Source organism: Pseudomonas sp. C9D1 (assembly GCF_056491235.1).
On record NZ_JBSZIE010000002.1, the window covers coordinates 2,309,983 to 2,334,651 of the forward strand.

Genomic DNA, 24,669 nt, shown 5'->3' on the forward strand with positions numbered 1-24,669 from the left:
GCCTACATCAGGCCCAGCGCCTTGGCGTGGGCGACGGCCTGGGTGCGACGCTTGACGCCGAGCTTGCCGTTGATGCGCCGGGCGTGGGTCTTGACCGTGTGCAGGGAGATGAACAGGCGCTCGGCGATTTCCTGGTTGGAGCTGCCCTGGGCGATGAGGCCGAGCACTTCCAGTTCGCGCTGGCTCAGCGGGCCACCGACGAGGCCGTCGTCGGGCTCCTCGCCCGGGTCCATGTCCAGCGCCTTGAGCATAGCCGGCTGGCGCAGCTGCAGTTCGCGCAGGGGCTGGTGCAGGTTGAACTGCTCGGCCAGGGTGAGGCCGTCGCGCAGGGTGGTGGCGGCCTGGTCCAGGTCGCCGCCGAGGTACTCCGCCTCGGCCAGGGCCAGGTGGATTTCCACTTCCAGGGCGTGCATGCCGTTTTCCCGGGCCTTGTGCAGCTGGCCCAGCAGGCGCTGGCGGGCATTGAAGGTTTCGCCCTCGTAGAGCTCGGCCAGGGCCAGTTGCCATTCGATGCGCGGGATCAGGTCGAGGGTCGCCGGGGGCGCCTGCACCGCGTGCTCGCCCCGGAAGTGCCGCAGCACCCGCAGCAGCGCGTGGCGGGCCTGGCCGGCCCGGCCCTGCATCAGCAGCAGGCTGCTGCTGACCTGCAGGAGCACGGCACGGTAGACCCGCTCGGGGATGTGGCGCATCTGCATCAGCCGCTCGGCTTCGCGCAGGCGGTCGAAGGCGCGGTCGAACTCGCGGCGGTTGGCGTCCAGCGTGGCCAGGCCGAGGTAGCCGAACAGGGCGCGGTAATCGCCGCAGTTGCGCGCTTCCTGCAGCCCGTACTGGTAGTGCTTGCGGGCCTCCTCGTCACGCCCCTGGCGCAGGGCCAGGCGCCCGCGACGCAAGGCCAGGCGGCCGAGCAGCGGGCTGGCGTTGCGGCCCTGCCCCATGAGGAATTCCTGGGCGCGCTCGAGTACCGCGTCGGCGCGCAGCAGGGCGCCGCGATGTTCCAGCAGCTGCGAGTGGTCCAGTTCGAGGAAGGCCTCCAGCAGCAGGCTGCCGTGGCTGCGCGCCAGTTGCAGGGCCTCGCGGCTCAGCTCCTGGGCGACATCCAGATCACCGGCCAGCAACGCCTGCTGGGTGAGGCCGGAATAGCAGATCAGCTTCTGTTCCCAGGCGTCGTCGCCCAGGGTCGCCAGCGCCTCGGTCAGGTGCAGGCGCGCGCCGGGGCCGTCGCCCTGGAGGTGGGCGAGCAGGCCGTACTGGGCCTGCCAGTAGGCCACCAGCTCGCGCTGCCGCTCGGCATCGGGCTGGGGCAGGAAGCGGCCCTGCTCGGCGATGCAGCGCGCGGCCTCATCGAGCTTGCCGGAGAACAGCAGCGCCCCGGCCAGCAGGCGCAGGGAATGCGGGGAGACCAGCAGCAGGCTTTCTTCCACTTCCTGGTGCAGGCGCAGCAACAGGGCGACGTTGCGTCCCTGGAACAGGTGCTGCACACCGAAGTGCTGCAGCAGGCTGACGGCGGCCTCGGGCTGCTCGGCTTCCAGGGCGTGTTCGGCAGCGGCCTGCCAGTCGCCTTCAGCGGCGAACCATTGGCAGGCGCGCAGGTGCCAGCCACGCCCGGAGTGGGCATCGCGGTGGCGCATCTGCACCGCCAGCGGCGCGAAGACGCGGAACCAGCCGGGGGCATCCCCCAGGGGCTCGATGAAGCTGCCCAGGGCATCCAGCTCGCGCAGCAGCCGGGCGCCTTCGCCGGGGCCGAACAGGTATTCGCAAAGCGCCGCGTTGAAGCGCGGCAGGTGCGCCAGGGCGAGCCAGGCTTCGGCCTGCTCGGGGCCGAGGCCGGCGAAGAGTTCGTGATCGAGGTACGCCGCCAGGGTGGCGGAGTGGCCGCCGCGCTGCAGCGGGTCGGCGAAGCCCCAGTCCACCGGTTCCAGCAGCGCCATACGCACGCCGGCGCACCAGCCACCGGTGCTTTCCAGCAGGCGCGAGGGGGCATCGTGGGGCCAGCCGTGGCGCGACAGCTCGAGCAGGCGGGCGAGCTCGTCGGTTTCAAGGGTGAGCTGGGCGGCATCCATCTCCAGCAGTTCGCCGTCTATCAGCAGCCGGGGCAGGTTGCAGGCCGGGCGCCGTCGGCCGCTGATCCACCACTGCAGCGCGGGGCTGCTGGTGGACAGCAGGCGGTCGAGGCAGGCATCCAGCTCGGGGTTGGGCTGCCGGCAGTAGTCGTCGAGGATGATCCAGCCGGGCATCGCCCATTGCGCCAGGGCGCGCTGCACGCTGGCCTCGTCGGCCTCCTCCAGCCCCATCACCGCGGCCAGGCCCGCACAGAAGCCGGCGGGCGAGAGGGTGACGCCACCCAGGGGCAGCCAGTGCACCGAGTAGTCGGCGGGGCAACGCTGCACGCACTCCATCAGCAGCACGCTCTTGCCGCTGCCAGCGGGCGCGCAGAGCAAGCGCAGGCGCGCCGTGGAGCTGACCAGGGGGCCGCTCAGGCGGGGGCGCTCCACATGCAGCGCGGGCAGGCGCGGCAGGTAGGCGTGGGAATCGAAACGGGTCATGGCGGACATGCGGCACGCCTCATTGTTCTTGTTCGGCTGCTCAGGGCGCCAGCCTAGGTCTCTGGCCCGGGCCTCTTGAAGGATCATTCAGGGCAATGATCCAAGCCCATAAAAAAGGCGGCCAATGGCCGCCTCGAATGTGGGAGCGTCGCAATCACAAGATGGGGGCGCGCACGTCCCTGTGCGCGTGGGACATCAACGGACGCCGGCGTTACGCAGCGCGGCGGGGGTGTAGTCCGCAGCCTTGCCGACGAAGCCGAACTCGAAGCTGTGCTTCTCTTCGTTCTTCATGCCCAGGGCCAGGTAGCGGCCGGCGATGATGTCGTACAGGGCTTCCAGGGTGTAGGCCGGAACCTGCTGGTTGTAATAGAACTGGGCGTGGCCCTCGGCGACGCGCCACAGTTGGCCGCGACCGTCGTAATGGTCCACCAGGGCTACCTGCCAGCTGTCCTCGTCTATGTACATGTGGCGCTTGGCGTAGATGTGGCGCTCGCCGCTCTTCACGGTGGCGACCACTTCCCAGACGCGGTGCAGCTCGTAACGGGTCAGGTCCTGGTTGATGTGGCCGGCCTTGATCACGTCGTCGTACTTGAGCGAGGGCGAGTCCAGCTTGTAGCTGTTGTAGGGGATGTACATCTCCTTCTTGCCCACCAGCTTCCAGTCGTATCGATCCGGGGCGCCGGAGAACATGTCGAAGTTGTCGGAGGTACGCAGGCCGTCGGAGGCGGTACCCGGGCCGTCGTAGGCGACCTGGGGCGCACGGCGCACACGGCGCTGGCCGGCGTTGTAGATCCACGCCAGGCGCGGCTCCTTCACCTGGTCCAGGGTTTCGTGCACCAGCAGGACGTTACCCGCCAGGCGCGAGGGCGCGGTCACCTGCTGCTTGAAGAACAGCAGTACGTTCTCGCCCTTGCCTGCCGGCAGGTCCGGCATCTCCTGGGGCACGGCCACTTCTTCCTCGAAGCGGATCGGCGTGTAGGAGCCGTTCACCTGGGGAGTGGCCTGGGTGATGATCCGACGCAGGTTGCCGCCACGGTAGCGGGTGACGTGGTTCCAGATCACTTCCACGCCGTTCTTCGGAATCGGGAAGGCGTAGTAGCGGCTGTCGGCGAAGTTGGCCAGGCCGTTGCCGTCGTTGATCGGCTGTACGGTGACGGCGCTTTTCTTCGCTGCCTCGTTGACCGCGGCAGGCACGGCGACGGTGCGGTGGGTCGGGTACACCGGGATCTTGTAGGTCTCGGGGTAGCGCTTGAACATCGCCACCTGGCCGTCGGACAGCTTGTCCTTGTACTGGTCGACGTTGGCCGCGGTGATGGTGAACAGCGGTTTCTCGCTGGCGAAGGGGTCGGCGAGGAAGCCCTTGGCGTCCACCGCGCCGGCGTCCTTGCCGATGCCGCCGGTCCACTCGGGAATGCTGCCATCGGCGTTGCCGGCCTTCTCCGCACCCAGCGGGGTGAGGGTGGTGCCGAGCTTGGCGGCTTCGTCAGCGGACACGGCAGCCATCACGTTGGCGGCGAGCAGGCTGAGAACCAGGGCGGTGCTGTGCAGGATCGTCTTACGCATAGTCATGTTCTCTGTTCACTCAGAAGTTCATGCCGAAGCTGACGGCAAGGAAATCGCGGTCGACCAGGGTGTTGTACTTGCCACCGAAGAAGTCCGTGTAGCTGAGGCTGGCGGTGTAGGTGTTCTGGTAGTCGGCATCGACACCGATGCTGAGCGCCTTGGCACCCTCGTTGAACAGACCGTTGGGGCCGTAGCCGTCGACGTCATGGGACCAGGCCACGTTCGGCTTCAGGTTGATGCCGGCGATGACGTTGCTGTAGTCGAGGATGGCGCGGGTGCGGTAGCCCCAGGAGGTGCTGGTGACGAAGCCATGGGTGTCGCCGCCGAAGCCGTAGGCGCCATACACCGAGTCACGGCCGTAGCGCAGCTCGCGGGCGTTCTCCAGGCCACCGACGTGCACCACGCCGACTTCGCCCACCAGGGTCAGGCGCTCGGCGCCCAGTACCTGGTCGATGAAGTGGGTCAGGGTGGTCTGTACCTGGGTGATTTCCTTGCGCTTGTAGCCGGTGTTGTCGGCGCCCGGCGCAGTGGCGATCGGCGAGGCGGTGCCGCCGGCGATCGGGTTGACCAGGGCCAGGGTCACGTCATTGGTGTTGAGCTGGACCGGGGCGTTCGGGCGGTAGCTGATCTCGCCGCTCCAGGCCGTGCCGGTGGGCAGGGTGGTGGAGAAGCTCAGGCCGTAGAGCTGGATGTCCTCGGGGTATTCCAGGTAGTACTGGCCATTGCCGAGCATGGTGCTCTGCGCCAGGCCTGCACCGGAGCCAGGGACGATGCCGTTGGCGGTGGAAATGATGCTGGGCAGTGCGGCGAGGGTCGCGGCGCTGGCCGTCTTGGTGCCCACGAACGGGGTGCGGCTGTGGTAGTTCATGAAGTAGGCGGCGTATTCGGTTTCGTCGCCCAGCCAGCGCAGGGCTGTGCCGAATTGGCCGCTGTCACGGGCGTCACGGTCGCCGCCACGGGGCAGGATCACACCCTCGGAGGTGACCTCGAAGCCCTGGCCGAAGGCAGCCGCCACAGGCTGCAGCGGCGCTATGGCCGGGGAGCCCACGGTGTAGCCGGTTTCGCAGCCATCGGAGGCCACGTCACCACCGAAGAAGGTGCCGCAGTTGTCCAGGACCGTCTGGTCCCATTCCAGCTGGTAGAAGGCCTCGACGCTGAGCTGGTCGGTCAGGGTCTGGGAGACGTAGAACATGTTGACCGGGATGAGGCCTTCCTTGATCTCCGCGCCGGGGCGGCGGAAGGCGGAGACGTCGACCGGGTTGATCGAGTTGATGCTGTTGCCGATGAAGGTGCTTTCGCCCCAGCTCACCACCTGCTTGCCCACGCGCACGTTACCCGGCAGGTCGGCGATGCTGTAGTTGTGGTAGACGAAGGCGTCCAGCAACTGCGCGCCGGAGGACTTGGAGCCTTCCTTGCGGTTGTGGTCGCTAATGTCCTTGAATTGGCGGCTCTCGTCCTTCAGTTCGAAGTCGTACCAGTACTTGCCACGGACGAACACGCCGGTGTCGCCGTACTTGAGTTCGAGGTCGTGGATGCCCTTGAAGATCTTCGAGAAGGTTTCGCCCTTCTTGAAGTTGAGGCGGCCATCGTCACCGGTGGACGACTGGCCCTTACCGCCATTAACGGTGCTGACCAGATCCGGGTCGGCGCCGCGCATGGACCAGCTGGCACCCACCGACAGCGAGGAGTCGAACTGCCCTTCGATCTCGCCGATGTTGAAGTTGACGGCGTGGGCCTGGGTGGCAAATCCCAAGGCTACGGCGGCGGCCAGCGCGTGCGGCCGGAAAACTGCGCGCATTGTTGTTTTTGTCATGCGGCTTTCCTGGTTGGTGAAGGAGGAGCACACCCTAACCAGTCACCCGCACAGGCGATAAGCGCACCAAGGAGGGATTCATCCTATAGCTCGAAAGAGTGAATCCATGCTCTGGAACACTCCTTGCCGGGCCATTATCCGGCAGCGCTATGGCGCACCATCGAGAGCATGGATGGAACCTTCGCCTCCCCCTACCCTCAGGGCCATGGCTTTGGCATCCTGAGCCACTTGCCGACTATCGAACGACCATGACCGAGCCCGACCACAACACCGCCGCCACCCGCGAAGTGGTGATGCGTTACCACCTGAGCTGGAAGGCCCGCGATATCGACGCGGTGCTGGCGCTCTACCACCCGGACGTGGAATACAACGACTACTTCCAGAACCGCTGCCTGCACCGTGCGGAGCTCGGCGACTACGTGCGCGCCACCATGCCCAGCGGGCCGGACGAGTACCTGGAGCACAGCGACCGCATCCGCGTGGACGGCGATACCGCGTTCATCCAGTACAGCCTGCGCCTGGGCCACAGCGGTACCTTTCGTACCAGCGAGGCCATTACCGTCCGTGACGGCCTGATCTGGCGCATCAACGAATACGCCCTGCTGATCCAGGGCAAGCGCGAGGCCGGCGACCGCCTGCAACGCCCCGCCGCCAGCCGCCTGGGGCTTTCGGCCCGGCAACTGAGCCTGCTGGCGCGGGACCTGGAGGACTACTTCCAGCACAGCCAGCCCTACCTCGATCCGGCGCTGGACCTGCACCAGGTCGCCGCCGCCACCGGTTACACCCGTAACCAGATTTCCTACCTGCTCAACCAGATGCTCGGCCAGAGCTTCTACCAGTACGTCAACCAGGCCCGCCTGGACCACCTGCTGGCGCAGCTGGAGCAAGGGCCCGCCTCGCCGCGCATCGACGAACTCGCCTTCGCCGCCGGCTTCAATTCCCTCTCGGCCTTCTATCGCTGCTTCCGCCAGCACACGGGGTTGTCGCCGAAGGCTTACTTGAAGCAGCTAAAAGCCTCTCTCTGAGCGGCACGCCGAGTCCCGGCGTGCACGCACACACGACAGCGCCCGCGCCAGCTTCTAGTCTTGCCGCCATCCGAACCTTTCCAACTGGGAGCCCCGCTATGCCGGCCTGGCAATCGATCAGCCTGTGGATGGACCAGCTCGACGAGCCGCTCACCCCGCGCCCCGCCCTGGGCGGCAGCCTGGAGGTGGATGTCGCCATCATCGGCGCCGGCTACACCGGCCTGTGGACCGCCTACTACCTCAAGCGCCAGGCACCACAACTGCGCATCGCCATCCTCGAAGCCGAGATCGCCGGCTTCGGCGCCAGCGGGCGCAACGGCGGCTGGCTGATGGGCAACCTGCTGGGCGAAGACCGCGCCCTGGCGAAGCTTTCCCGCGACGAACGCCGCGCCTCCCTGGACCTGCTCCACGGCATTCCCGACGAAGTGGCCGAGGTGCTGCAGCGCGAAGGCATCGACTGCGACTACCGCAAGGGCGGCGTGCTCTATTGCGCGGCCCGCTACCCCGAGCAGGAAGTGCGCCTGCGCCAGCAACTGCGCGACCTGCACGCCGAGGGCCTGGGCGAGGACGACTACCGCTGGCTGACCCCGCCGGAGCTGGGCCGGCAGATCCGCGTGGCCGGCGCCCTGGGCGGAATCTTCACGCCGCACTGCGCCACCATCCAGCCGGCGCGCCTGGTGCGCGGCCTGGCCCGCGCTGTCGAGCGCATGGGCGTGCAGCTGTTCGAACAGAGCCGCGTCACCGATTGGCAGCCCGGCCGCATCACCACCCTGCAGGGCGAGGTGAAGGCCCACTGGGTGGTGCCCGCCATCGAAGGCTACGCCGCCGCCCTGCCCCCGCTCGGCCGCTACCAGCTGCCGGTGCAGAGCCTGCTGGTGGCCAGCGAGCCGCTGCCGGAGTCCACCTGGGCCGAGATCGGCCTGGAACGGGGCCAGGCCTTCAGCGAGAACAGCCGCCAGGTCACCTATGGCCAGCGCACCGCCGACAACCGCCTGGTGTTCGGTGCCCGCGGCGGCTACCGCTTCGGCGGCAAGCTGCGGGAGAACTTCCAGCTTGACGACGACGAGATCGCCCTGCGCCGCTACCTGTTCGGCGAGCTGTTCCCGATGCTGCGCAACGTGCGCCTGACCCACAGCTGGGGCGGCAACCTGGGCATGGCGCGGCGCTTCCAGCCGCACATGCTGGTGGACCGTGCCAGCGGCATCGCCCTCTCCGGCGGCTACGGCGGTGAAGGCGTGGGCGCCACCAACCTCGGCGGCCGCACCCTGGCCGACCTGATCCTCGGCCGCGAGACCCTGCTCACCCGCCAGCCCTGGGTGCTGGGCGACGGGCCGCTGAACCGGCTCTCCGCCTGGGAGCCGGAGCCCTGCCGCTGGCTCGGCTACAACGCCATCATCCGCAGCTTCGTCCACGAGGACCGGGTGCTGGCCAACCCTCAGAGCGCCCCCTGGCGCCGCGCCCTGGCCAGCCGCCTGGCCGGGTTCATGGAAAGCCTGATGCGCTGAGCCGGGCGACGCCCGCTCACGCGACCCCAAACCACAACTCGACTGGAAGCCCTTGCATGAAAGCCACCCTGCTGAAGAACACCCACGACCTGCCACTCTCCGAACCGGCCCCGGTGCCCGTCCCGGTGGGCGAGCCCGTGCCGCACACCCGCGTGCACTCGGTGGAACGCACCGACGGTGTGGAAACCGGCGTCTGGGAATGCAGCCCCGGCAAGTTCCGCCGGCAGATCGTCGAGCAGGAATTCTGCCACTTCACCCACGGCAGCTGCACCTTCACCCCGGACGGCGGCGAGCCCATCGAGATCAAGGCCGGCGACGCCCTGCTGCTCCCCGCCAACAGCCTGGGCATCTGGGATGTGAAGGAAACCCTGCGCAAGACCTACGTGATTATCAGCCGCTGACTCTGGCGGTACAGCCTGGGAGCGCGGCGCGCTCCTGGGCGAATGAGCCATACGCCGTAGGTCGGGTGCAACCCGACGCACCGAGCCTGCCCATTCGCGAATGAGTTGGCTCTGTCTGCATTAAGTGTTGCTAGAGGATTTGAGTCCAGCTGATTGCCGAGATCTGATGATGTTTCTGGTTTCGCCCACCCGGGCGAGTCCCTTTTGACAATCGCCTCAAAAGGAACCAAAAGGGCTTGCCCCATCATCCGGCCCGACTGCGTCGGGTTCCCTCACTCCATCGCCGCTCTGGGGGCCGGCGCGATGGGCCATCCATGGCCTGGCGCGCCTCTCGCGGCATCCATGCCGCTCGTCCCCCGGCGCAACGACTGCGTTCGGCCTCCTGGAGGGGCGTTGGCGGCTGCTCCAACTTTCTTCATCCAGCGCATTGCCACGTGGTGCGCACAGGCTTTCGTAGGATGGTGTAGAGCGAAGCGAAACCCATGCGGTGGAGGTGGTACGAACCCTTGGCCGCCCGGAAAGGGCCGAGCTTGAGCGCTTGCATTAAAACCACAACAGCTAACGCAGACAGAGCCAATGAATTTCCACTGACGGGGTTCGGCGGATGGGTTCGCGCCCCTGGCCCGTCGTCAGGAAAACTGCCCGTGGCGCCCCTTGCCGCCGCTGAAGGCCTGGGCACCGGTGCGGGTTTCGCCGCTGTGGATAACCTCGAGCCCGCCTTCGAATTCGTTGGCGATGGCCGCGTCGAACGGCAGCTGCCATTGGGCGTAGGCGCTGGCACGGTCGGCGAGCATGCAGCGTTGCGGGAAGGCGGCGATCTGCAGGGCCAGCCGCTCCGCCGCCTCGCGTGCCGTACCGGATGGCACCACGCGGTTGGCCAGGCCCATGGCCAGTGCTTCCTCGGCCTGCACCGGGCGGCCGGTGAGGATCAGGTCCAGCGCCCGACCCTGGCCGACGATGCGCGGCAGGCGCACGGTGCCGCCGTCGATCAGCGGCACGCCGAAGCGCCGGCAGAACACCCCGCACACGGCGTCCTCGGCCATCACCCGCATATCCGCCAGCAGCGCCAGTTCCAGGCCGCCGGCCACGGCATAGCCTTCGATGGCGGCGATCAGCGGCTTGGCCAGCTGCATGCGGCTCGGCCCCATGGGCCCGTCGCCGTCCACCTCCAGGCGGTTGCGCCGCTCGCCATCCTCGGCCACCGCCGCCAGGTCCGCCCCGGCACAGAAGGTACCGCCCGCGCCGGTAAGCACCGCCACACGCGCCGCGTCATCGGCCTCGAAGACGCGCAGGGCGTCGGCCAGCGCCTCAGCGGTGGGCCGGTCGACGGCATTGCGCACCTGCGGACGGTCGATGATCAGGGTGGTGACGGGGCCGTTCTTCTCGACTCGGATGCTCATCGGGACTCCTCGGGTTGAAACGCGGGCATGAAAAAGGCCGGCAAGATTGCCGGCCTTCAACATAGTGCGTCCCCGGGGAGATGTTCAGCCCACTGGCGGAACTCCCAAGGAGTCTGGCGGGATCAGCCCACGTATTTCTGCAGGTTGGCCATCATTTCCTTCAGCGCTTCGACGTTGTCCGCCGGGTGGGCGGCGCCTTCGAAGTCGCAGATCTGCTTCCAGCTGGCGGCCACGTCCTCGACGCTGAAGCCTTCGCGCGGGTCGAAGCCGGCGCCCAGGCTGCGCTCCCAGCGCACTTTGCCGATCCAGCCGCCGCCCACTTCGAACAGGCCGGAGGTTTCCTGGCACTGCTCGCTGCCGAGGTAGACCACCAGCGGGCTGACCAGCTCGGGCTTGAGCTGCTCGAACACTTGCGGCGGAATCAGGCCTTCGGTCATGCGGGTGCCGCCGGTGGGGGCGATGGCGTTGACGAAGATGTTGTTCTTGCGGCCTTCGATGGCCAGGGTGCGGGTCAGGCCGTAGAGGCCGAGCTTGGCCATGCCGTAGTTGGACTGGCCGAAGTTGCCGTAGATGCCGGAAGTGGACGAGGTGAAGATCACCCGGCCGAAGCCTTGCTCGCGCAGGTGCGGCCAGGCGGCGCGGGTCACCTTGTAGGCGCCTTCGACGTGGACCTTGTAGACCAGCTCCCAGTCGGCGTCTTCCATCTTGTGGAAGGTCTTGTCGCGCAGGATGCCGGCGTTGTTCACCACCACATCGATACGGCCGAAGGTGTCGAGGGCGGTCTGCACGATCTTGTCGCCGTCGGTGACCGAATCATGGTTGGCCACGGCGGTGCCGCCGGCTTCGCGGATCTCGGCCACCACGCGGTCGGCAGCCGAGGCGTTGGCGCCTTCACCGTGGGTGCTGCCGCCCAGGTCGTTCACCACCACCTTGGCGCCGTGCTTGGCGAACAACAGCGCATGGGCACGACCCAGGCCGCCACCGGCGCCGGTGACTATGACCACTTTGTCTTCGAAACGGATCGACTCGCTCATGCAATGGACTCCAGGGCAGTTTTTGGTATCGGCCGAGTTTCCTGCAGCCCGGCCCCGCCCCACAAGGAAAGGCGGCGGGCATGAATGGTGGCCGATAACGCCAGGGGATAGCGGGCCGCTGAAAACCGCCCCGTCAGCGACCCGCGCCGCTACTCGAAGGGCATGAAGATGCTGCCCCGTGGCCGCAGCTTGAACAGCCACCAGTTATGAAAGGTGCAAAGCAGCGTCAGCGCCAGGCAGGCGAAGAAGGAACCGGCCGCCGACCACCAGATGCGCGGGCTGCTTTCGGCATAGCAGCCATAGAACACCAGGCCGATGCTGGCGAGCAGCAGGAGCAGCGCCAAGGGCCGCCCCACGCCATGGATGAAGGGGTGGAGGAACACCAGCAACTTGTACAGCATCGCGATCTCCAGGCGCCGGGGCGAGCCCGGCGCTGCGTCATTGAGTGGAGTCGCGATGCTAAGGCCCCGCCCCGTCAGCGGCTGCCAGGGCGGTTCGACAGGCGCTGACGGATGGCTCGGATACTGGGCGTGGCCTTAGGCCAGGTGGATCAGGCTCAGGTGGTCGTACAAGTGCATGACATGGGCCCGGGCGTAGTCCTCATGGCTTAGCGCGCCGTAGGCGAAATGCGCCTTGAGCTCGCCCTGGTAGGCGGCGAAGTCGGCGAAGGCCAGTTGCAGGCGGCCCAGCGCTTCGGCCTGGGACGCGGGCGCATCCAGGGGCCGGGCACCGGGGATGGCTTCATCCAGCGGGTGGCGCATGGCCCCGCGCGCCGTGAACAGGCCAAAGGCCACAGGCCCGACGCTGCCTCGGAACCAGGCCGGCTTGAGCTCGGGGTAACCGCTCATGGAGTACTCGATGCTCTGGGCACAGTGGTTGAACACTTCGGCCGGGCTCCAGCCACGGGTGCTCACCAGCACCTTGTCGACCAGGCCCGCCAATACCCGCTGGGCGTCGGCGAGGTCCGTGGTGCCGGGCCTCGGGCCACGGGGCAGCGCCCAGAAGCCCGCCCCGGCGCCGGCCACACCGGCGAGGGCAGTGAATTTCAGTAGCTGCCGACGGTTCACGAACGTGCCTCCAGGGCCTGGCGGAAGGCCAGGTAATGCTCCAGCACCGCCTCGGGCGCCTCGGTTTGCGGGTAGTGGCCGATGCCGTCCAGCAGCACCGTGTCCGGCTGCGGGATCAGCTCGCGGTAGCGCGCCACCATGTGCGCCCCGGAGATCGGGTCCACCGCGCCGTCGATCACCCGCAACGGCAGCCCACCCTTCTGCATGGCGGCCACCCAGCGGTCGCGCTGCTCGCGGCGCTCGGGGATGTAACGAATCAACCGGTGCATCACGCGCGGCCCTTGCTGCTGGGCGATCAGGCTCCAGAAGTCGTCCAGCTCCGCCTCGCTGGGCTGGGTCGCGGGGCCGAACACCTTGCCGAAGTTCGCCCCCAGCTTGGCGCGGGAAAAGCCCCGGCCGATCAGCGGCCCCAGCGGGCTGAGCAACAGCTTCTGCACCAGCACCGGGCGGTGCGTCTCGGGGAACAAACCACCATTGAGGAACACGCAGCTGCCCAGGGCACAGCGCCCTTCGTGGTGCCGCGCCACCAGCTCCTGGGCGACGCTGTCGCCGTAGTCGTGGGCCAGCAGGTGCACCGGCCCCGCAATGCCCAGGTGACGCAGCAGCGCCAGTTGCAGGTCGGCCTGTTCCAGCAGCCGGTAGTCGTGGCCACGGGGCTTGTCGGAATCGCCGAAACCGAGCATGTCGCAGGCGATCACCCGGTAGCGCTCGGCCAGCGGGCCCCAGATGTAGTGCCAGTCCCAGGAGGCCGTGGGGAAGCCGTGGATCAGCAGCAGCGGCTCGCCCTGCCCGGCTTCCCAGTAACGGATGCGGTGGCGATGGAACAGCAGGTCGCGGCCCTGGGCGCGCCAGTCGCCCAGGGGAATGCCCGCCAGGGCCATCAGTCGGCGTATCCCGGGTTCTGCAGGTCGAGCTTGCGCAGCAGCGCCGGCCAGGGCAGCGAGCCGCCCATGCCCTGGGAGGTCTTCATCACGCCGGCGATCATCGCCCGGGCGCCGTCGAGGATCTGCTGCGGGATGTGGATAAGTTCGGCGCCGCCGCTCTGGGCCATCACCTGGATCTCGCAGGCGCGCTGCAGGGTGAACATGCCGAGGAAGGCGTCGGCGATGCTGCCGAAGGCGGTGAGCAGGCCGTGGTTGGGCAGGATCAGGAAGTTGGCATTGCCCAGGTCGGCCTGCAGGCGGGCCTTCTCCTCGTGGTTCAGCGCCACGCCTTCGTACTGGTGGTAGGCCAGGCTGGCGAGCACGAACAGCGACTGCTGGGACAGCGGCAGCAGGCCCTGCTTCTGTGCCGACACGGCGATGCCGGCGGCGGTGTGGATGTGCAGCACGCAGTTGGCGTCGTGGCGCACCTCGTGCACGGCGCTGTGGATGGTGTAGCCGGCCGGGTTGATGTCGTAGGGGCTGTCCATCAGCTTCTTGCCGGAGTGGTCCACCTTCACCAGGCTGGAGGCGGTGATCTCGTGGAACATCAGCCCGTAGGGGTTGATGAGGAAGTCTTCGGTGCCGGGCACCTTGGCGGAGATGTGGGTGAAGATCAGGTCGTCCCAGCCGTACAGGGCGATGAGCCGGTAGCAGGCGGCGAGGTCGACGCGGGTCTGCCACTCGGCGGCGGAAACCTGGTTCTTGACGGCGTTCGGGTGCAGGGATTGGGCAGCGGTCACGGTGATCACCTCGGTTCTTGTTGTGTGCGATGACCCAGGAGTCTAGCGAGGGCGTGGCGATCCGATAGTCGCCTTGGCAGCCATCCGAATGACCGCAGGAGTCACAACAGGACGGCCACCAGGGGCGCGGCGAAGAGGTTGAGCAGACCCATCAGCACCATCACCAGGCCGGCCACGGTGCCTTCCTCGCGGCCCACTTCCTGGGCCCGGCTGACCCCCGCGCCATGGGCGCCAACGCCCAACAGCGCGCCCCGCGCCAGGGTGCTGCGCAGGGGCAGCCAGCGGATCAGCAGGCTGCCGGCCAGGGCGCCGAAGACGCCGGTGATCATCACGAACACCGCCGTGAGCTCCGGCACGCCACCCAGCCCCTGGGCCAGCGGCATGGCGAAGGGCGTGGTGATCGAGCGCGGCACCAGCGACAAGCTCACCGAGGTTTCCAAGGACAGCGCATGGGCCAGCCACCAGGAACTGGCGATGGCCACCGTGCTGCCCATGAGCATGCCCAGCGACAGCGCCGGCCAATGCCGCGCCAGCAAGGCGCGCTGCTGCCAGATGGGCACGGCGAAGGCCACGGTGGCCGGGCCGAGCAAGAGCATCAGCCAGTGGGTGGCGCCGGAGTATTCGGCGTAGCCGGTGTGCAGCGGCACCGCCACGGCCAGAAGCAGCGCCGGCACCAGGATCAGCGGCGACAGCAGGTAGCGCCCGCTGCGCCGGTACAGCCAGCGGCTGAGCAGGTAGCCGCCCAGGGTCAGCGCCAGCCAGAACCAGGACATGGGTTCAATGTTCACGGCCATCGCTCCAGCGGCAGACGAATTCGACGGTCAGCGCGGTGGCGAGCATCACCAGCAGCGTGCTGGCGCCGATCACCAGGAGGATGCGCCAGCCCTCGCTGCGCAACAGGGCGCCGTAGTCCAGCAGGCTCATCAGCGCAGGAATGAAGAACAGCAGCATCTCCGCCATCAGCAGGCCGGCCCCCAGTTGCAGGGCGCCCGGCTGCACCCGACCGCTGGCGAAGGCGGCGAGCAGCAGGCCGAGGCCAATCACCCCGCCCGGAATCGGCCAGGCCAGCCAGGCGGCGATCTGGCAGCCGAGCAGGTACAGGCCGATGAGCACGGCGAGTTGCAGGCAGAGGCGGGAAAGGTGCATGAGACGGGGCATGGCGGGTGACTCCGGAACTGGCCACCAGCTTAGAACCACGCCTATCATCCCAAAAGCGAATTGTTCGACTTGCAGCCATTCGATATTGGAATACAGCGATGGAATTCAACCAGCTCCGCAGCTTCGTCGAAGTCGTCCGCCAGGGCGGCTTCACCCAGGCCGGGCGCGCCCTGCATGCCACCCAGTCGACCATCAGCAAGCAGGTGGCCCAGCTCGAACAGCGCCTGGCCGTGCAACTGCTGGAGCGCAACGGCCCGCACCTGCGCCTCACCGAAGCCGGCGCCCTGGTGCTGCGCCGCGCCGAGGAGATGCTGCGCCTGCGCCAGGACCTGCAGAGCGAGCTGCACGACCTCAGCCAGCTGCAGCGCGGCGAGCTGCGCCTAGGGCTGCCGTTGCTGGGGGGCGAAGTGCTCTTCGCCGAGCTGTTCAGCGAATACCGCCGGCGCTACCCGAACATCAACGTGCACCTGGCCGAGGGCGGCAGCAAATTGCTGGAGCAGGCGATCCTCCAGGGCGAGCTGGAGCTCAGCGGCGGTCTGACTCCCAGCGACCCGGCCTTCGACCACCAACCGTTCTGCAACGAACCGCTGGATGTGCTGCTGCCGGCCGACCACCCGCTGCACGACCAGCCGAGCCTGGCCCTGGCCCAGCTCGCCGACTCGGCCTTCCTGCTCTACCAGCAGAGCTTCACCCTCAACGACCGCCTGCTGCAGGCGTGCAAGCAGGCCGGCTTCAGCCCACGGGAAGCCGGGCGCAGCGGCCAGGCGGATTTCCTCGCGGCGCTGGTGGCGGCCGGCCAGGGCGTGGTGCTGCTGCCGCGCATCGTCGCCCGGCACCTGGAGCGCCCGGGCATCGTCCGGCTGCCGTTGCGCGAACCGGACCTGCGCTGGGACATCGCCTTCGTCTGGCGCCGCGGGGGTTATCTGTCGAATGCGGCGCAGGCCTGGCTGGCGCTGCTGCGGGAGAAGGGACCGCTGGCCCGGGACTGACCGGGCCGCGTGTCGGGGAAGGTCAGGCGCTGCGCAGGGCCTGGATGAGCTCGGCGATCCAGGGCTCGGCGTCGACCTCGGGGGTCACGGTTTCGCTGGAATCCACCCGCAACATGTCCACCACTTCGCGGATGCCCAGCTCGGCATAGAGCTCGCGCACCTGCTCGCCGCCGCCGCAGAACACGTCATAGCTGGAGTCACCCAGGGCCAGCACGGCACCGGGGCGACCGCGCCAGTCGGGGAGCTGGTCGCGGATGCTGTGGTACAGCGGCAGCAGGTTGTCCGGCAGCTCGCCCATACCGGTGGTCGAGGTCACGGTGAGGAAGGCGTCCGGGGCGAAGGCCTTGAGCTCGTCGAGCCCCATGTGGGCCTTGTGCCAGGCCTCGAAACCGGCGGCCTTGAGCAGGCGCTCGGCATGGCGGGCTACTTCTTCGGCGGTGCCATAGACCGACCCGGAGAGAATGGCGACTTTCATGACAACTCCTGAAACGTTGGCAAACGGCGCGCATTATGCCGCAAGTGGAAAGCCTGGGCCGATGTCTTAGAATCTCGGAGCCACCGAACCGAGAGCCCCTACATGATCAACGCCAAGCTGCTGCAACTGGTGATCGACGCGTCCAACGACGGCATTGTCGTCGCCGAGCAGGAGGGCGAGGACAACATCCTCATCTACGCCAACCGCGCCTTCGAGCAACTCACCGGCTACGCCCGCGACGACATCCTCTACCAGGACTGCCGTTTCCTGCAGGGCGAGGACCGCGACCAGGTCGCCCTCGCCGCCATCCGCCAGGCGATTCGCAAGGGCGAACCGTGCCGGCAGATCGTGCGCAACTACCGCAAGGACGGCAGCCCCTTCTGGAACGAGCTGTCCATCACCCCGGTGTTCAACGAGGGTGACCAGCTGACCTATTTCATCGGCATCCAGAAGAACGTCACGCCCGAGATCGAGGCACGGCAGCGTGTCCGCGAACTGGAGGCGGAAGTGGCGGCCTTGAAGGCGGAGCTGGCGGCCAAGGGCTGAGCTGCCGAGCCGGAACGAGACGCCCCGCGCGAGGCGGGGCGTCTTGTGGGAATAAAAGACCGGCGGCCGAAGAGGAACAAGGAGGGGGACGCGTTGGCGGCCGGTTGCGCAGTTGGAAGGCTCACAGCCAATTCTTGTACATAAAATTGTTTTGTACAGGAATCGCATCGACAATTTTTAAACACGCATCCAAATCAGGTGTCCAGGTGCCCCGCAAGGAACTGCGCCAGACGCCGCTGCATCGAGCGACCGTCGCTGCCCAGGCAGGCGACGGGCGAGCCATCGAGGCTGTCTCCCAGGAGGTCCGCCGCCTCACCGGCCAGGGCCAGGGGGCAATCGAGGGTCAGGGCGAGACGTGACAGGCGGCTGGCCGCATCGTCCTGCGGCGGGTGGTTGGAGAACAGCACCAGCGCCTGGGGCCGCATCTTCTCGCAGACCAGCGCCAGCTCCTGGAGGGGTTGCTCGAGCCCCAGGACGCTGACTGCCACCTCATCGCTGCCCATCAGCAGGCCGGCCACCAGCAGCTCCAGCTCACGGCATTCGCCGGGAATGGGGGCCAGCAGCACACGGTCACCCGCGAGATTGCGCGCCAATTGCAGGCGCTGCAGCACCCGCGCGCGCAGGAAGGCGTCGAGGAAGGCCCATTCGCTGGCCGCCCCGTATTCGTCCTGGCGCAGCAGCAGGTCGCGCCACACCGGCATCAGGACATCCTGGAACGCCACCGGGACCGGGTAGGTGGAGAACACCTGGCCGTAGAGGCGCTCCACGCCCGCTTCATCGAAGCTCGCCAGGACCCGGCGCAGCTGCGCCTGGAGTTCGACCCACTCGGCGCTCGCCACGCCCTGGTAGGCCGGCACCGCCGGTGCCTTGGCCTGGGCGCTGCGGGCCAGGATGGTGCCCACCTTGCTCACCGCCACGCCGCGATCCATCCAGGCGAGGATGTTGCGCACCGCCTCGATGTCGGCGAAGGAATAGAGACGATGGCCGCTGTCGGTGCGGGTCGGCTTGATCAGGCCATAGCGCCGCTCCCACGCACGCAGGGTGACCGGGTTGACGCCAGTGAGGCGGGAAACCTCGCGGATGGGGAACAGTTCTTCCTGCTGCATGGCGATATCGGCCTGAGGGGCGGCGGCGGGTTCGATCATGATCGGCTGCGGTGGATGGACGATGCGCCTGAGTTTAACCCAGCACGGGCCTCGCGCTCGAATGCATCTCTGACGGGCGGGCTGCACCAGCCCGGTGCAGCGCATGCCGCCCCGCGCGACGCCAGCGACCGGCTGTCTGCCTGCACCCCGCAAGGAGACGTACCCCTGGCGATTTTTCGCGAATCCGGAATAATCCTTGCCTCTTCGAATACGCAGCCCATCACCCCGGGCTGCGTTTCGCGCCCCGCCTACCCGGCCGGGTGCCCGTTCAGTGGAGATACACGATGTCTGCCGATCCCGTCACCCTCATGGTGGCGCGCCGCGTTTCCCGCGAGCGCTACTCCGCTTTCATGGCCTGGCTGCGCGAAGGCGAGCAACTGGCTGCCGACTTCCCCGGCTACCTCGGCTCCGGCGTGCTCGCGCCGCCTCCTGAAGACGACGAATTCCAGATGATCTTCCGCTTTGCCGACGAGTCGACCCTGTCGGCCTGGGAGCACTCCGCTTCGCGCCGCGCCTGGCTGGAGCGCGGCACCGGCCTCTTCGAGCAGCCCCATGAACACCGCGCCCTGGGCCTGGACGCGTGGTTCGGCAGTGCCGATCGCCGCCCGCCACGCTGGAAGCAGAGCGTGGCCATCTGGCTGGCGTTCTTCCCGGTGTCGCTGGGTTTCAACCTGTGCTTTCGGTCCCTGGCTGACCGACCTGCCGCTGGTGGTGCGCGTCCTGATCAGCACCCTGGCGCTGACGCCGCTGATGACCTACTGGTTCATCCCGTTGTCCACCCGCCTGCTGGCCTTCTGGCTCAACGCACCAGCCTCCCGCACCCGCCGCCCAGGCGCCACCGCTCCCTCGCGATAACGTCACAAAGGTTGTACAGGCGCCACACCTGTACAACCAAGAAAAGCGCTCAGCTCTTCTATAACCCCACATAAATCAAGGCCTTGGCTGAAATCACAGTCGGAATCCGTATTTTTGCGGCGCCAACAATTGTACAAATACGGGCTTCTGGTATAAGTTTTCAGCATTCCGCCCCTCCCCGGGCATCGTCCTGCCTCGAGGCCCCTCATGAGCCCTTCGGCCGCTCCCATCCTGATCACCGGCGCCAGCCAGCGCGTGGGCCTGCATTGCGCCGAGCGCCTGCTGGACGACGGCCAGCCGGTGATCATCAGCTACCGCACCGAGCGCGATAGCGTGCACCGCCTGCGTGACGCGGGGCCTGCGTGATCGCGGCGGACTTCTCGGATGAAGCCGGGATCCTCGCCTTCATCGAACGTCTCAAGGCCGCCACCCCGCACCTGCGGGCCATCGTGCACAACGCCTCCGACTGGCTCACCGAAGCCCCCGGCCACGAAGCCGAGGCCTTCCAGCGGATGTTCAGCGTGCACATGCTGGCGCCCTACCTGATCAACCTGCATGCCGAAGCGCTGCTGCGCCACGGCGGCCCGGCCGACATCGTCCACATCAGCGACGACGTGGCGCGCAAGGGCAGCGAGAAGCGCATCGCCTACTGCGCCAGCAAGGCCGGGCTGGACAACCTCACCCTCTCCTTCGCCGCGCGCTACGCCCCGGCCATCAAGGTCAACGGCATCGCGCCGGCGCTGGTGATGTTCAACGACAACGACGACGCGGCGTACCGCGAGAAGACCCTGGCCAAATCCGCGCTGGGCATCGAGCCGGGCGCCGAGGTGGTCTACCAGGGCCTGCGCTACCTGCTGGACACCCCCTACGTCACCGGCACCACCCTGACACTGAACGGTGGCCGTCACCTCAAGTGAGGCGGCCGCGAGGAAACCATCGATGAGCGAACAACTGCCCCACCATTACCGGGAAATCCTTCTCGGCCTGGGCGAAGACCCGCAGCGCGAAGGCCTGCTGGACACCCCCAAGCGCGCCGCCAAGGCCATGCGCTACCTGTGCCACGGCTACGAGCAATCTCTGGACGAGATCGTCAACGGTGCGCTGTTCGCGTCCGACAACGACGAGATGGTCATCGTGCGGGACATCGAGCTCTATTCCCTCTGCGAGCACCACCTGCTGCCCTTCATCGGCAAGGCCCATGTGGCGTACATTCCCACCGGCAAGGTGCTGGGGCTGTCCAAGGTGGCGCGCATCGTCGACATGTTCGCGCGGCGCCTGCAGATCCAGGAGAACCTCACCCGGCAGATCGCCGAGGCGATCCAGAGCGTGACCGGCGCCGCCGGCGTCGCCGTGGTCATCGAGGCCCAGCACATGTGCATGATGATGCGTGGCGTGGAGAAGCAGAACTCGCAGATGCTCACCTCGGTGATGCTCGGCGCCTTCCGCGAGAGCTCGACCACCCGCCACGAATTCCTGCAACTGATTGGACGGAGCAAGTAACAATGCCGCGACTGGAGCCCGGAATGGCGCGAATCCGCGTCAAGGACCTGCGCCTGCGCACCTTCATCGGGATCAAGGAAGAAGAGATCCTCAACAAGCAGGACGTGCTGATCAACCTGACCATCCTCTACCCCGCCGTGGAGGCCGTGGAAGGCAACGACATCGAGCACGCGCTGAACTACCGCACCATCACCAAGGCGATCATCCGCCACGTCGAAGAGAACCGCTTCGCCCTGCTGGAGCGCCTGACCCAGGAGATTCTCGACCTGGTCATGGCCAACCCCAGCGTGCGCTACGCCGAAGTGGAAGTGGACAAGCCCCACGCCCTGCGTTTCGCCGAATCGGTGTCCATCACCCTCGCCGGCCACCGCTGACAGAACCCGTGATGCCCGGCCACTCGCCGGGCATTGCCGCCGCCGGGAGCCGCTCATATCATCCCGACGCCCCGCCATCCCGAGCCCAGGAGAACCTGCGATGAACGAGCAAGAACGCCTCGAACTCGAAGCCGCCGCCTTCCGCCAGCTGGTCCAGCATTTGCGCAGCCGCCCGGACGTGCAGAACATCGACCTGATGAACCTAGCCGGCTTCTGCCGCAACTGCCTGTCCAAGTGGTACAAGGCCGCCGCCGACGACCTCGGTGTCGAGGTCACCCCGGACCGGGCCCGCGAAGAGATCTACGGCATGCCCTATGCCGAGTGGAAAACCAAGTACCAGAAAGAAGCCAGTGCCGAGCAGCAAGCGGCCTTCAACAAAGCGAACAAAGAATGACCCTGATCGATTTCCGCGCCCGCCTGCGTAGTGGCCAGCACGCCTTCGCCGACACCCTGGCGTTCATCGCCGAGGGCTACGACTACCAGCCCACCGCCTTCGTCAACGGCAAGGTGGAGAACGCCGCCGGCCAGAACGAGGGCTCCTGCAAGACCCTCGGCCTGGTCCTGCTCGAAGGCCTGGGCCTGGACGAAGCGCTGCTGGCCTTCGGCGAGCACTACCGCGCGGTGCTCGCCACCCCGGAAGGCAGTGACCACGGCAACATCCGCGCCCTGATGGAAACCGGCCTGGCCGGTGTGCGCCTCGACGGCGAGCCGCTCAAGCGCAAGGCCTGAGGCGGGTCGGAACGGCGCTCGCAGCGCCGTTCATCTGTCAGAAAAGGCTGACATACGTCACAAAGGGAACAACGTATCCTGCGCGACGTAACGGGAACACCAGGGACGGTGTCCTACGCATATACGCCCGTTGTGCGTGCCCCTTCCCGTGCAGTTTCGGAGTCGCATGGATGCAACAGACCCTCGTGTGGAAACCCTGGACCAACCCCGGCATCGAGAACCTGCGTCTGCATATCGATGCCGCGGGCATTCATGCCAGCAGCCATTTGATGCTGAGCGCCGGCGGGCAGAGTTTCGCCGCCACCTACGTGCTCGACTACGACCCCTGCTGGCGCTTCCGCAGCCTGTGGATAAAGGTCGACAACCACGGCCAGAGCAGCCTGCGCCTGCAGCGCGACATCCGTGGCCAGTGGCGCCTGGACGGCCAGCCGCGCGGCGACCTCGACGCCTGCCAGCAGGTGCTGCTCTCCGCCAGCCCCTTCGCCCACACACCGATCCTGCAGCGCAGCGCCCTCGAATGCGGCCAGAGCGAAGAGCTCCAGGTCGCCTTCATCGACCTGCCCAGCCTCGCCGTGCAGGCCCGTGGCCAACGCTATCAATGCCTGCGCCAGCAAGGGGAGCAGACCCTCTACCGCTGCGAACCCCAGGGCCGCCACAGCAGCGAGCTGGCCCTCGACCGCAACGGCCTGGTGCTCAAGGCCACCGACCAGTTCCTGCGCCTCGCCGCCCGCACCCTGACCCTGGACGAGCTGCCCATCAGCACACTGGTGTGAATCACCCGCCATGAAAAAGCCCCGCCGAAGCGGGGCTTTTTGTTCACGTGGATGACGAGCAACCGTAGGCTGGCGCCGAGCGCGGCGAGGCTCAACACCCGGACAGTCTGATTCATCAGGCCTCGTCGAGGTAGCGCTCCACATCCAGCGCCGCCATGCAGCCGGCACCGGCCGAGGTGATGGCCTGGCGGTACACGTGGTCGGCCACGTCGCCCGCCGCGAACACACCGGGGATGTTGGTGGCGGTGGCGTTGCCGTCACGGCCGCCGTTGACCACCAGGTAGCCGTCGCGCAGGGTCAGCTGGCCCTCGAACAGCGAAGTGTTGGGCGTATGGCCGATGGCGACGAACAGGCCGTCCACCTTCAGCTCATCGGCGCTGCCGTCGTGGTTGCGCAGGCGCACGCCGGTCACGCCCATGTCGTCGCCCAGCACCTCATCCACCTGGGCGTTGAGCTTGAGCACGATGCGGCCCTCGGCGATGCGCGCCTTGAGCTTGTCCTGGAGGATCTTCTCGGCGCGGAAGGTCTCGCGGCGGTGCACCAGGGTCACCTTGCTGGCGATATTGGCCAGGTACAGCGCCTCTTCCACGGCGGTGTTGCCGCCGCCCACCACCGCCACTTCGCGGTTGCGGTAGAAGAAGCCGTCGCAGGTGGCGCAGGCGGACACGCCCTTGCCCATGAAGCGCTCCTCCGAGGGCAGCCCCAGGTAACGGGCGCTGGCGCCGGTGGCGATGATCAGCGCGTCGCAGGTGTAGGTGCCGCTGTCACCGCGCAGGGTGAAGGGCCTGCCGGCCAGGTCCACGGCATTGATGTGGTCGAAGACGATCTCGGTCTCGAAGCGCTCGGCGTGCTCCTGCATACGCTGCATCAGCGCCGGGCCGGTGAGGCCATGGGGGTCGCCGGGCCAGTTGTCGACTTCGGTGGTGGTGGTCAGCTGGCCGCCGGCCTGCATGCCGGTGATCAGCAGCGGCTTGAGGTTGGCGCGCGCGGCATAGACGGCGGCGCTGTAACCGGCGGGGCCGGAGCCGAGGATGATGACCCGTGAATGGCGCGTGGCGGACATGGATGACACCTCGTGAAATAAAAGGAGATCGCTGCGGGCACTTGGGGAAGGCTTTCAGGAATGCAGCGATCTCGCGAACCGGTGGGGCCGGCCTGGCGACTGCCGGAGCCCCGAAATTGCTGGCAAGGCTACCGAGCGCCCCGGGGGCCGGGAAATGTGTATTCCTTATCCCGACCATAGGGCCGTCCTATCGCTCGGTGGGAAGCGCGACTCAGGCGCTTTTACCGGTCACGCAAAGCCGGTAAGGTCGCGCCATGTCCACTCTCTGGAGCCCTCGATGCCCGCCCCCGCCCTGTCCGGCCCGCAATACCTCGGCGAAGGCCTGAAACTCATCCTCAGCCCAGGCCTGCGCCTGTTCGTGCTGCTGCCGCTGACCCTCAACCTGGTGCTGTTCATCGCCCTGATCGGCTTCGCCATGCAGCAGTTCAGCGGCTGGGTCGAAGCCTTCATGCCCAGCCTGCCGAGCTGGGCGAGCTTTCTCGAATACCTGATCTGGCCGCTGTTCGTGATCCTGGTGCTGCTGATGGTGTTCTTCAGCTTCACCATGATCGCCAACATCATCGCCGCGCCCTTCAACGGCTTCCTCGCCGAGAAGGTGGAAGTGGTGGTGCGTGGCCAGGATGATTTCCCCCCCTTCAGCTGGGCCGAACTCACCGCCATGGTGCCGCGCACCGTGGGCCGCGAACTGCGCAAGCTGGGCTACTTCCTGCCACGGGCCATCGGCCTGCTGATCCTCAGCTTCATCCCCGGGGTGAACCTGGTGGCGACACCGCTGTGGTTCCTTTTCGGCGTGTGGATGATGGCGGTGCAGTACATCGACTACCCAGCGGACAACCACAAGCTGGGCTGGAACGAAATGCTCGCCTGGCTGCGCGAAAAACGCTGGCAGAGCCTGGGTTTCGGCGGCTCGGTGTACCTGGCGCTGCTGATCCCCTTCGTCAACATCGTGATGATGCCCGCCGCCGTCGCCGGCGCCACCCTGTTCTGGGTGCGCGAAGGCGGCGAAAAGGCCCTGCCGCAGGCCTGAATCCCTCCGCCCCGGCCACTG

Annotated in this window: 25 protein-coding genes and 2 pseudogenes; 13 read left to right on the forward strand and 14 right to left on the reverse strand. The window is 67.4% G+C overall.

Annotated elements, in window-relative coordinates; all coding sequences use genetic code 11:
* Nucleotides 1–2 precede the first annotated feature (2 nt).
* From ACXI0U_RS18875 to ACXI0U_RS18885, 3 genes are all read right to left on the reverse strand, one after another.
* Entirely contained in the window at nt 3–2,552 is a 2,550-nt protein-coding gene (locus tag ACXI0U_RS18875) for a LuxR C-terminal-related transcriptional regulator (protein ID WP_479550680.1), read from the reverse strand.
* Between the two features lie 186 nt (nt 2,553–2,738).
* A complete protein-coding gene (locus tag ACXI0U_RS18880) occupies nt 2,739–4,106 on the reverse strand; it encodes a DUF1329 domain-containing protein (protein ID WP_374978885.1) in 1,368 nt (455 codons plus the stop codon).
* Nucleotides 4,107–4,125: 19 nt separating this feature from the next.
* Nucleotides 4,126–5,919, reverse strand: coding sequence for a DUF1302 domain-containing protein (locus ACXI0U_RS18885; protein ID WP_479550681.1), 1,794 nt, complete (start codon nt 5,917–5,919; stop codon nt 4,126–4,128).
* A 293-nt stretch (nt 5,920–6,212) separates the two neighbouring features.
* Here ACXI0U_RS18885 and ACXI0U_RS18890 point away from each other — a divergent pair, with 293 nt between their 5' ends.
* From ACXI0U_RS18890 to ACXI0U_RS18900, 3 genes are all read left to right on the forward strand, one after another.
* Nucleotides 6,213–6,944, forward strand: a complete 732-nt coding sequence (locus ACXI0U_RS18890) for an AraC family transcriptional regulator (protein ID WP_031288746.1) — start codon at nt 6,213–6,215, stop codon at nt 6,942–6,944.
* Nucleotides 6,945–7,042: 98 nt separating this feature from the next.
* A complete protein-coding gene (locus ACXI0U_RS18895) occupies nt 7,043–8,449 on the forward strand; it encodes an NAD(P)/FAD-dependent oxidoreductase (protein WP_479550682.1) in 1,407 nt (468 codons plus the stop codon).
* A 56-nt stretch (nt 8,450–8,505) separates the two neighbouring features.
* Entirely contained in the window at nt 8,506–8,850 is a 345-nt protein-coding gene (locus ACXI0U_RS18900) for a cupin domain-containing protein (RefSeq protein ID WP_021222016.1), read from the forward strand.
* 629 nt (nt 8,851–9,479) lie between these two features.
* Here the strand turns inward: ACXI0U_RS18900 and ACXI0U_RS18905 are convergent.
* The 8 genes from ACXI0U_RS18905 to ACXI0U_RS18940 all read right to left on the reverse strand — a co-directional run bounded on the left by ACXI0U_RS18905 (nt 9,480) and on the right by ACXI0U_RS18940 (nt 15,172).
* Nucleotides 9,480–10,250, reverse strand: a complete 771-nt coding sequence (locus ACXI0U_RS18905; protein ID WP_479550683.1) for a crotonase/enoyl-CoA hydratase family protein — start codon at nt 10,248–10,250, stop codon at nt 9,480–9,482.
* A gap of 122 nt (nt 10,251–10,372) precedes the next feature.
* On the reverse strand, nt 10,373–11,284 hold the full coding sequence (locus ACXI0U_RS18910; protein WP_021217018.1) for an SDR family oxidoreductase: 912 nt from the start codon (nt 11,282–11,284) through the stop codon (nt 10,373–10,375).
* Nucleotides 11,285–11,433: 149 nt separating this feature from the next.
* Nucleotides 11,434–11,685, reverse strand: a complete 252-nt coding sequence (locus tag ACXI0U_RS18915) for a hypothetical protein (protein WP_021217019.1) — start codon at nt 11,683–11,685, stop codon at nt 11,434–11,436.
* A gap of 135 nt (nt 11,686–11,820) precedes the next feature.
* Nucleotides 11,821–12,351 (reverse strand): DUF1569 domain-containing protein, encoded by a 531-nt coding sequence (locus ACXI0U_RS18920; RefSeq protein ID WP_184487430.1) that lies wholly within the window; start codon nt 12,349–12,351, stop codon nt 11,821–11,823.
* Nucleotides 12,348–13,232, reverse strand: coding sequence for an alpha/beta fold hydrolase (locus ACXI0U_RS18925; RefSeq protein ID WP_021217021.1), 885 nt, complete (start codon nt 13,230–13,232; stop codon nt 12,348–12,350). Before ACXI0U_RS18925 ends, ACXI0U_RS18920 begins: the two co-directional genes overlap by 4 nt.
* A complete protein-coding gene (locus tag ACXI0U_RS18930) occupies nt 13,232–14,014 on the reverse strand; it encodes a class II aldolase/adducin family protein (RefSeq protein WP_031286918.1) in 783 nt (260 codons plus the stop codon). The genes ACXI0U_RS18925 and ACXI0U_RS18930 overlap by 1 nt, the downstream gene beginning before the upstream one ends.
* 101 nt (nt 14,015–14,115) lie before the next feature.
* The gene (locus tag ACXI0U_RS18935; protein WP_271658968.1) at nt 14,116–14,802 is read right to left on the reverse strand and encodes an LrgB family protein; all 687 of its coding nucleotides are present in this window, start codon (nt 14,800–14,802) and stop codon (nt 14,116–14,118) included.
* Nucleotides 14,792–15,172: a CidA/LrgA family protein gene (locus ACXI0U_RS18940; protein ID WP_021217024.1), complete on the reverse strand. Its 381-nt coding sequence runs from the start codon at nt 15,170–15,172 to the stop codon at nt 14,792–14,794. Before ACXI0U_RS18940 ends, ACXI0U_RS18935 begins: the two co-directional genes overlap by 11 nt.
* Before the next feature lie 98 nt (nt 15,173–15,270).
* Between ACXI0U_RS18940 and ACXI0U_RS18945 the strand changes: the two genes are divergently transcribed.
* On the forward strand, nt 15,271–16,161 hold the full coding sequence (locus ACXI0U_RS18945) for a LysR substrate-binding domain-containing protein (protein WP_479550684.1): 891 nt from the start codon (nt 15,271–15,273) through the stop codon (nt 16,159–16,161).
* 22 nt (nt 16,162–16,183) lie between these two features.
* On the opposite strand, the gene ACXI0U_RS18950 is transcribed toward ACXI0U_RS18945, so the two are convergent.
* The gene (locus ACXI0U_RS18950) at nt 16,184–16,636 is read right to left on the reverse strand and encodes a flavodoxin (RefSeq protein WP_021217026.1); all 453 of its coding nucleotides are present in this window, start codon (nt 16,634–16,636) and stop codon (nt 16,184–16,186) included.
* Nucleotides 16,637–16,738: 102 nt separating this feature from the next.
* On the opposite strand from ACXI0U_RS18950, the gene ACXI0U_RS18955 reads away from it, so the two are divergent.
* Entirely contained in the window at nt 16,739–17,182 is a 444-nt protein-coding gene (locus ACXI0U_RS18955; protein WP_021217027.1) for a PAS sensor domain-containing protein, read from the forward strand.
* A gap of 194 nt (nt 17,183–17,376) precedes the next feature.
* On the opposite strand, the gene ACXI0U_RS18960 is transcribed toward ACXI0U_RS18955, so the two are convergent.
* Nucleotides 17,377–18,327, reverse strand: a complete 951-nt coding sequence (locus ACXI0U_RS18960) for a MerR family transcriptional regulator (RefSeq protein WP_043239916.1) — start codon at nt 18,325–18,327, stop codon at nt 17,377–17,379.
* 284 nt (nt 18,328–18,611) lie between these two features.
* On the opposite strand from ACXI0U_RS18960, the pseudogene ACXI0U_RS18965 reads away from it, so the two are divergent.
* From ACXI0U_RS18965 to ACXI0U_RS18995, 7 genes and pseudogenes are all read left to right on the forward strand, one after another.
* Nucleotides 18,612–19,182, forward strand: a pseudogene (locus tag ACXI0U_RS18965) (antibiotic biosynthesis monooxygenase).
* Between the two features lie 207 nt (nt 19,183–19,389).
* A pseudogene (gene folM, locus ACXI0U_RS18970) lies at nt 19,390–20,099 on the forward strand (dihydromonapterin reductase).
* 22 nt (nt 20,100–20,121) lie between these two features.
* Nucleotides 20,122–20,682, forward strand: a complete 561-nt coding sequence (gene folE / locus ACXI0U_RS18975) for a GTP cyclohydrolase I FolE (protein WP_021217031.1) — start codon at nt 20,122–20,124, stop codon at nt 20,680–20,682.
* Between the two features lie 2 nt (nt 20,683–20,684).
* The gene (folX, locus tag ACXI0U_RS18980; protein ID WP_031286921.1) at nt 20,685–21,056 is read left to right on the forward strand and encodes a dihydroneopterin triphosphate 2'-epimerase; all 372 of its coding nucleotides are present in this window, start codon (nt 20,685–20,687) and stop codon (nt 21,054–21,056) included.
* Between the two features lie 100 nt (nt 21,057–21,156).
* Entirely contained in the window at nt 21,157–21,450 is a 294-nt protein-coding gene (locus ACXI0U_RS18985; RefSeq protein WP_021217033.1) for a DUF1244 domain-containing protein, read from the forward strand.
* Nucleotides 21,447–21,785: a HopJ type III effector protein gene (locus tag ACXI0U_RS18990; protein WP_021217034.1), complete on the forward strand. Its 339-nt coding sequence runs from the start codon at nt 21,447–21,449 to the stop codon at nt 21,783–21,785. The genes ACXI0U_RS18985 and ACXI0U_RS18990 overlap by 4 nt, the downstream gene beginning before the upstream one ends.
* 170 nt (nt 21,786–21,955) lie before the next feature.
* Entirely contained in the window at nt 21,956–22,558 is a 603-nt protein-coding gene (locus ACXI0U_RS18995; protein WP_479550685.1) for a putative glycolipid-binding domain-containing protein, read from the forward strand.
* Between the two features lie 115 nt (nt 22,559–22,673).
* Here ACXI0U_RS18995 and trxB read toward each other — a convergent pair whose 3' ends face one another.
* The gene (gene trxB / locus ACXI0U_RS19000; RefSeq protein ID WP_374978894.1) at nt 22,674–23,621 is read right to left on the reverse strand and encodes a thioredoxin-disulfide reductase; all 948 of its coding nucleotides are present in this window, start codon (nt 23,619–23,621) and stop codon (nt 22,674–22,676) included.
* 277 nt (nt 23,622–23,898) lie between these two features.
* On the opposite strand from trxB, the gene cysZ reads away from it, so the two are divergent.
* Nucleotides 23,899–24,648, forward strand: a complete 750-nt coding sequence (cysZ, locus tag ACXI0U_RS19005; RefSeq protein ID WP_021217037.1) for a sulfate transporter CysZ — start codon at nt 23,899–23,901, stop codon at nt 24,646–24,648.
* Nucleotides 24,649–24,669 lie beyond the last annotated feature (21 nt).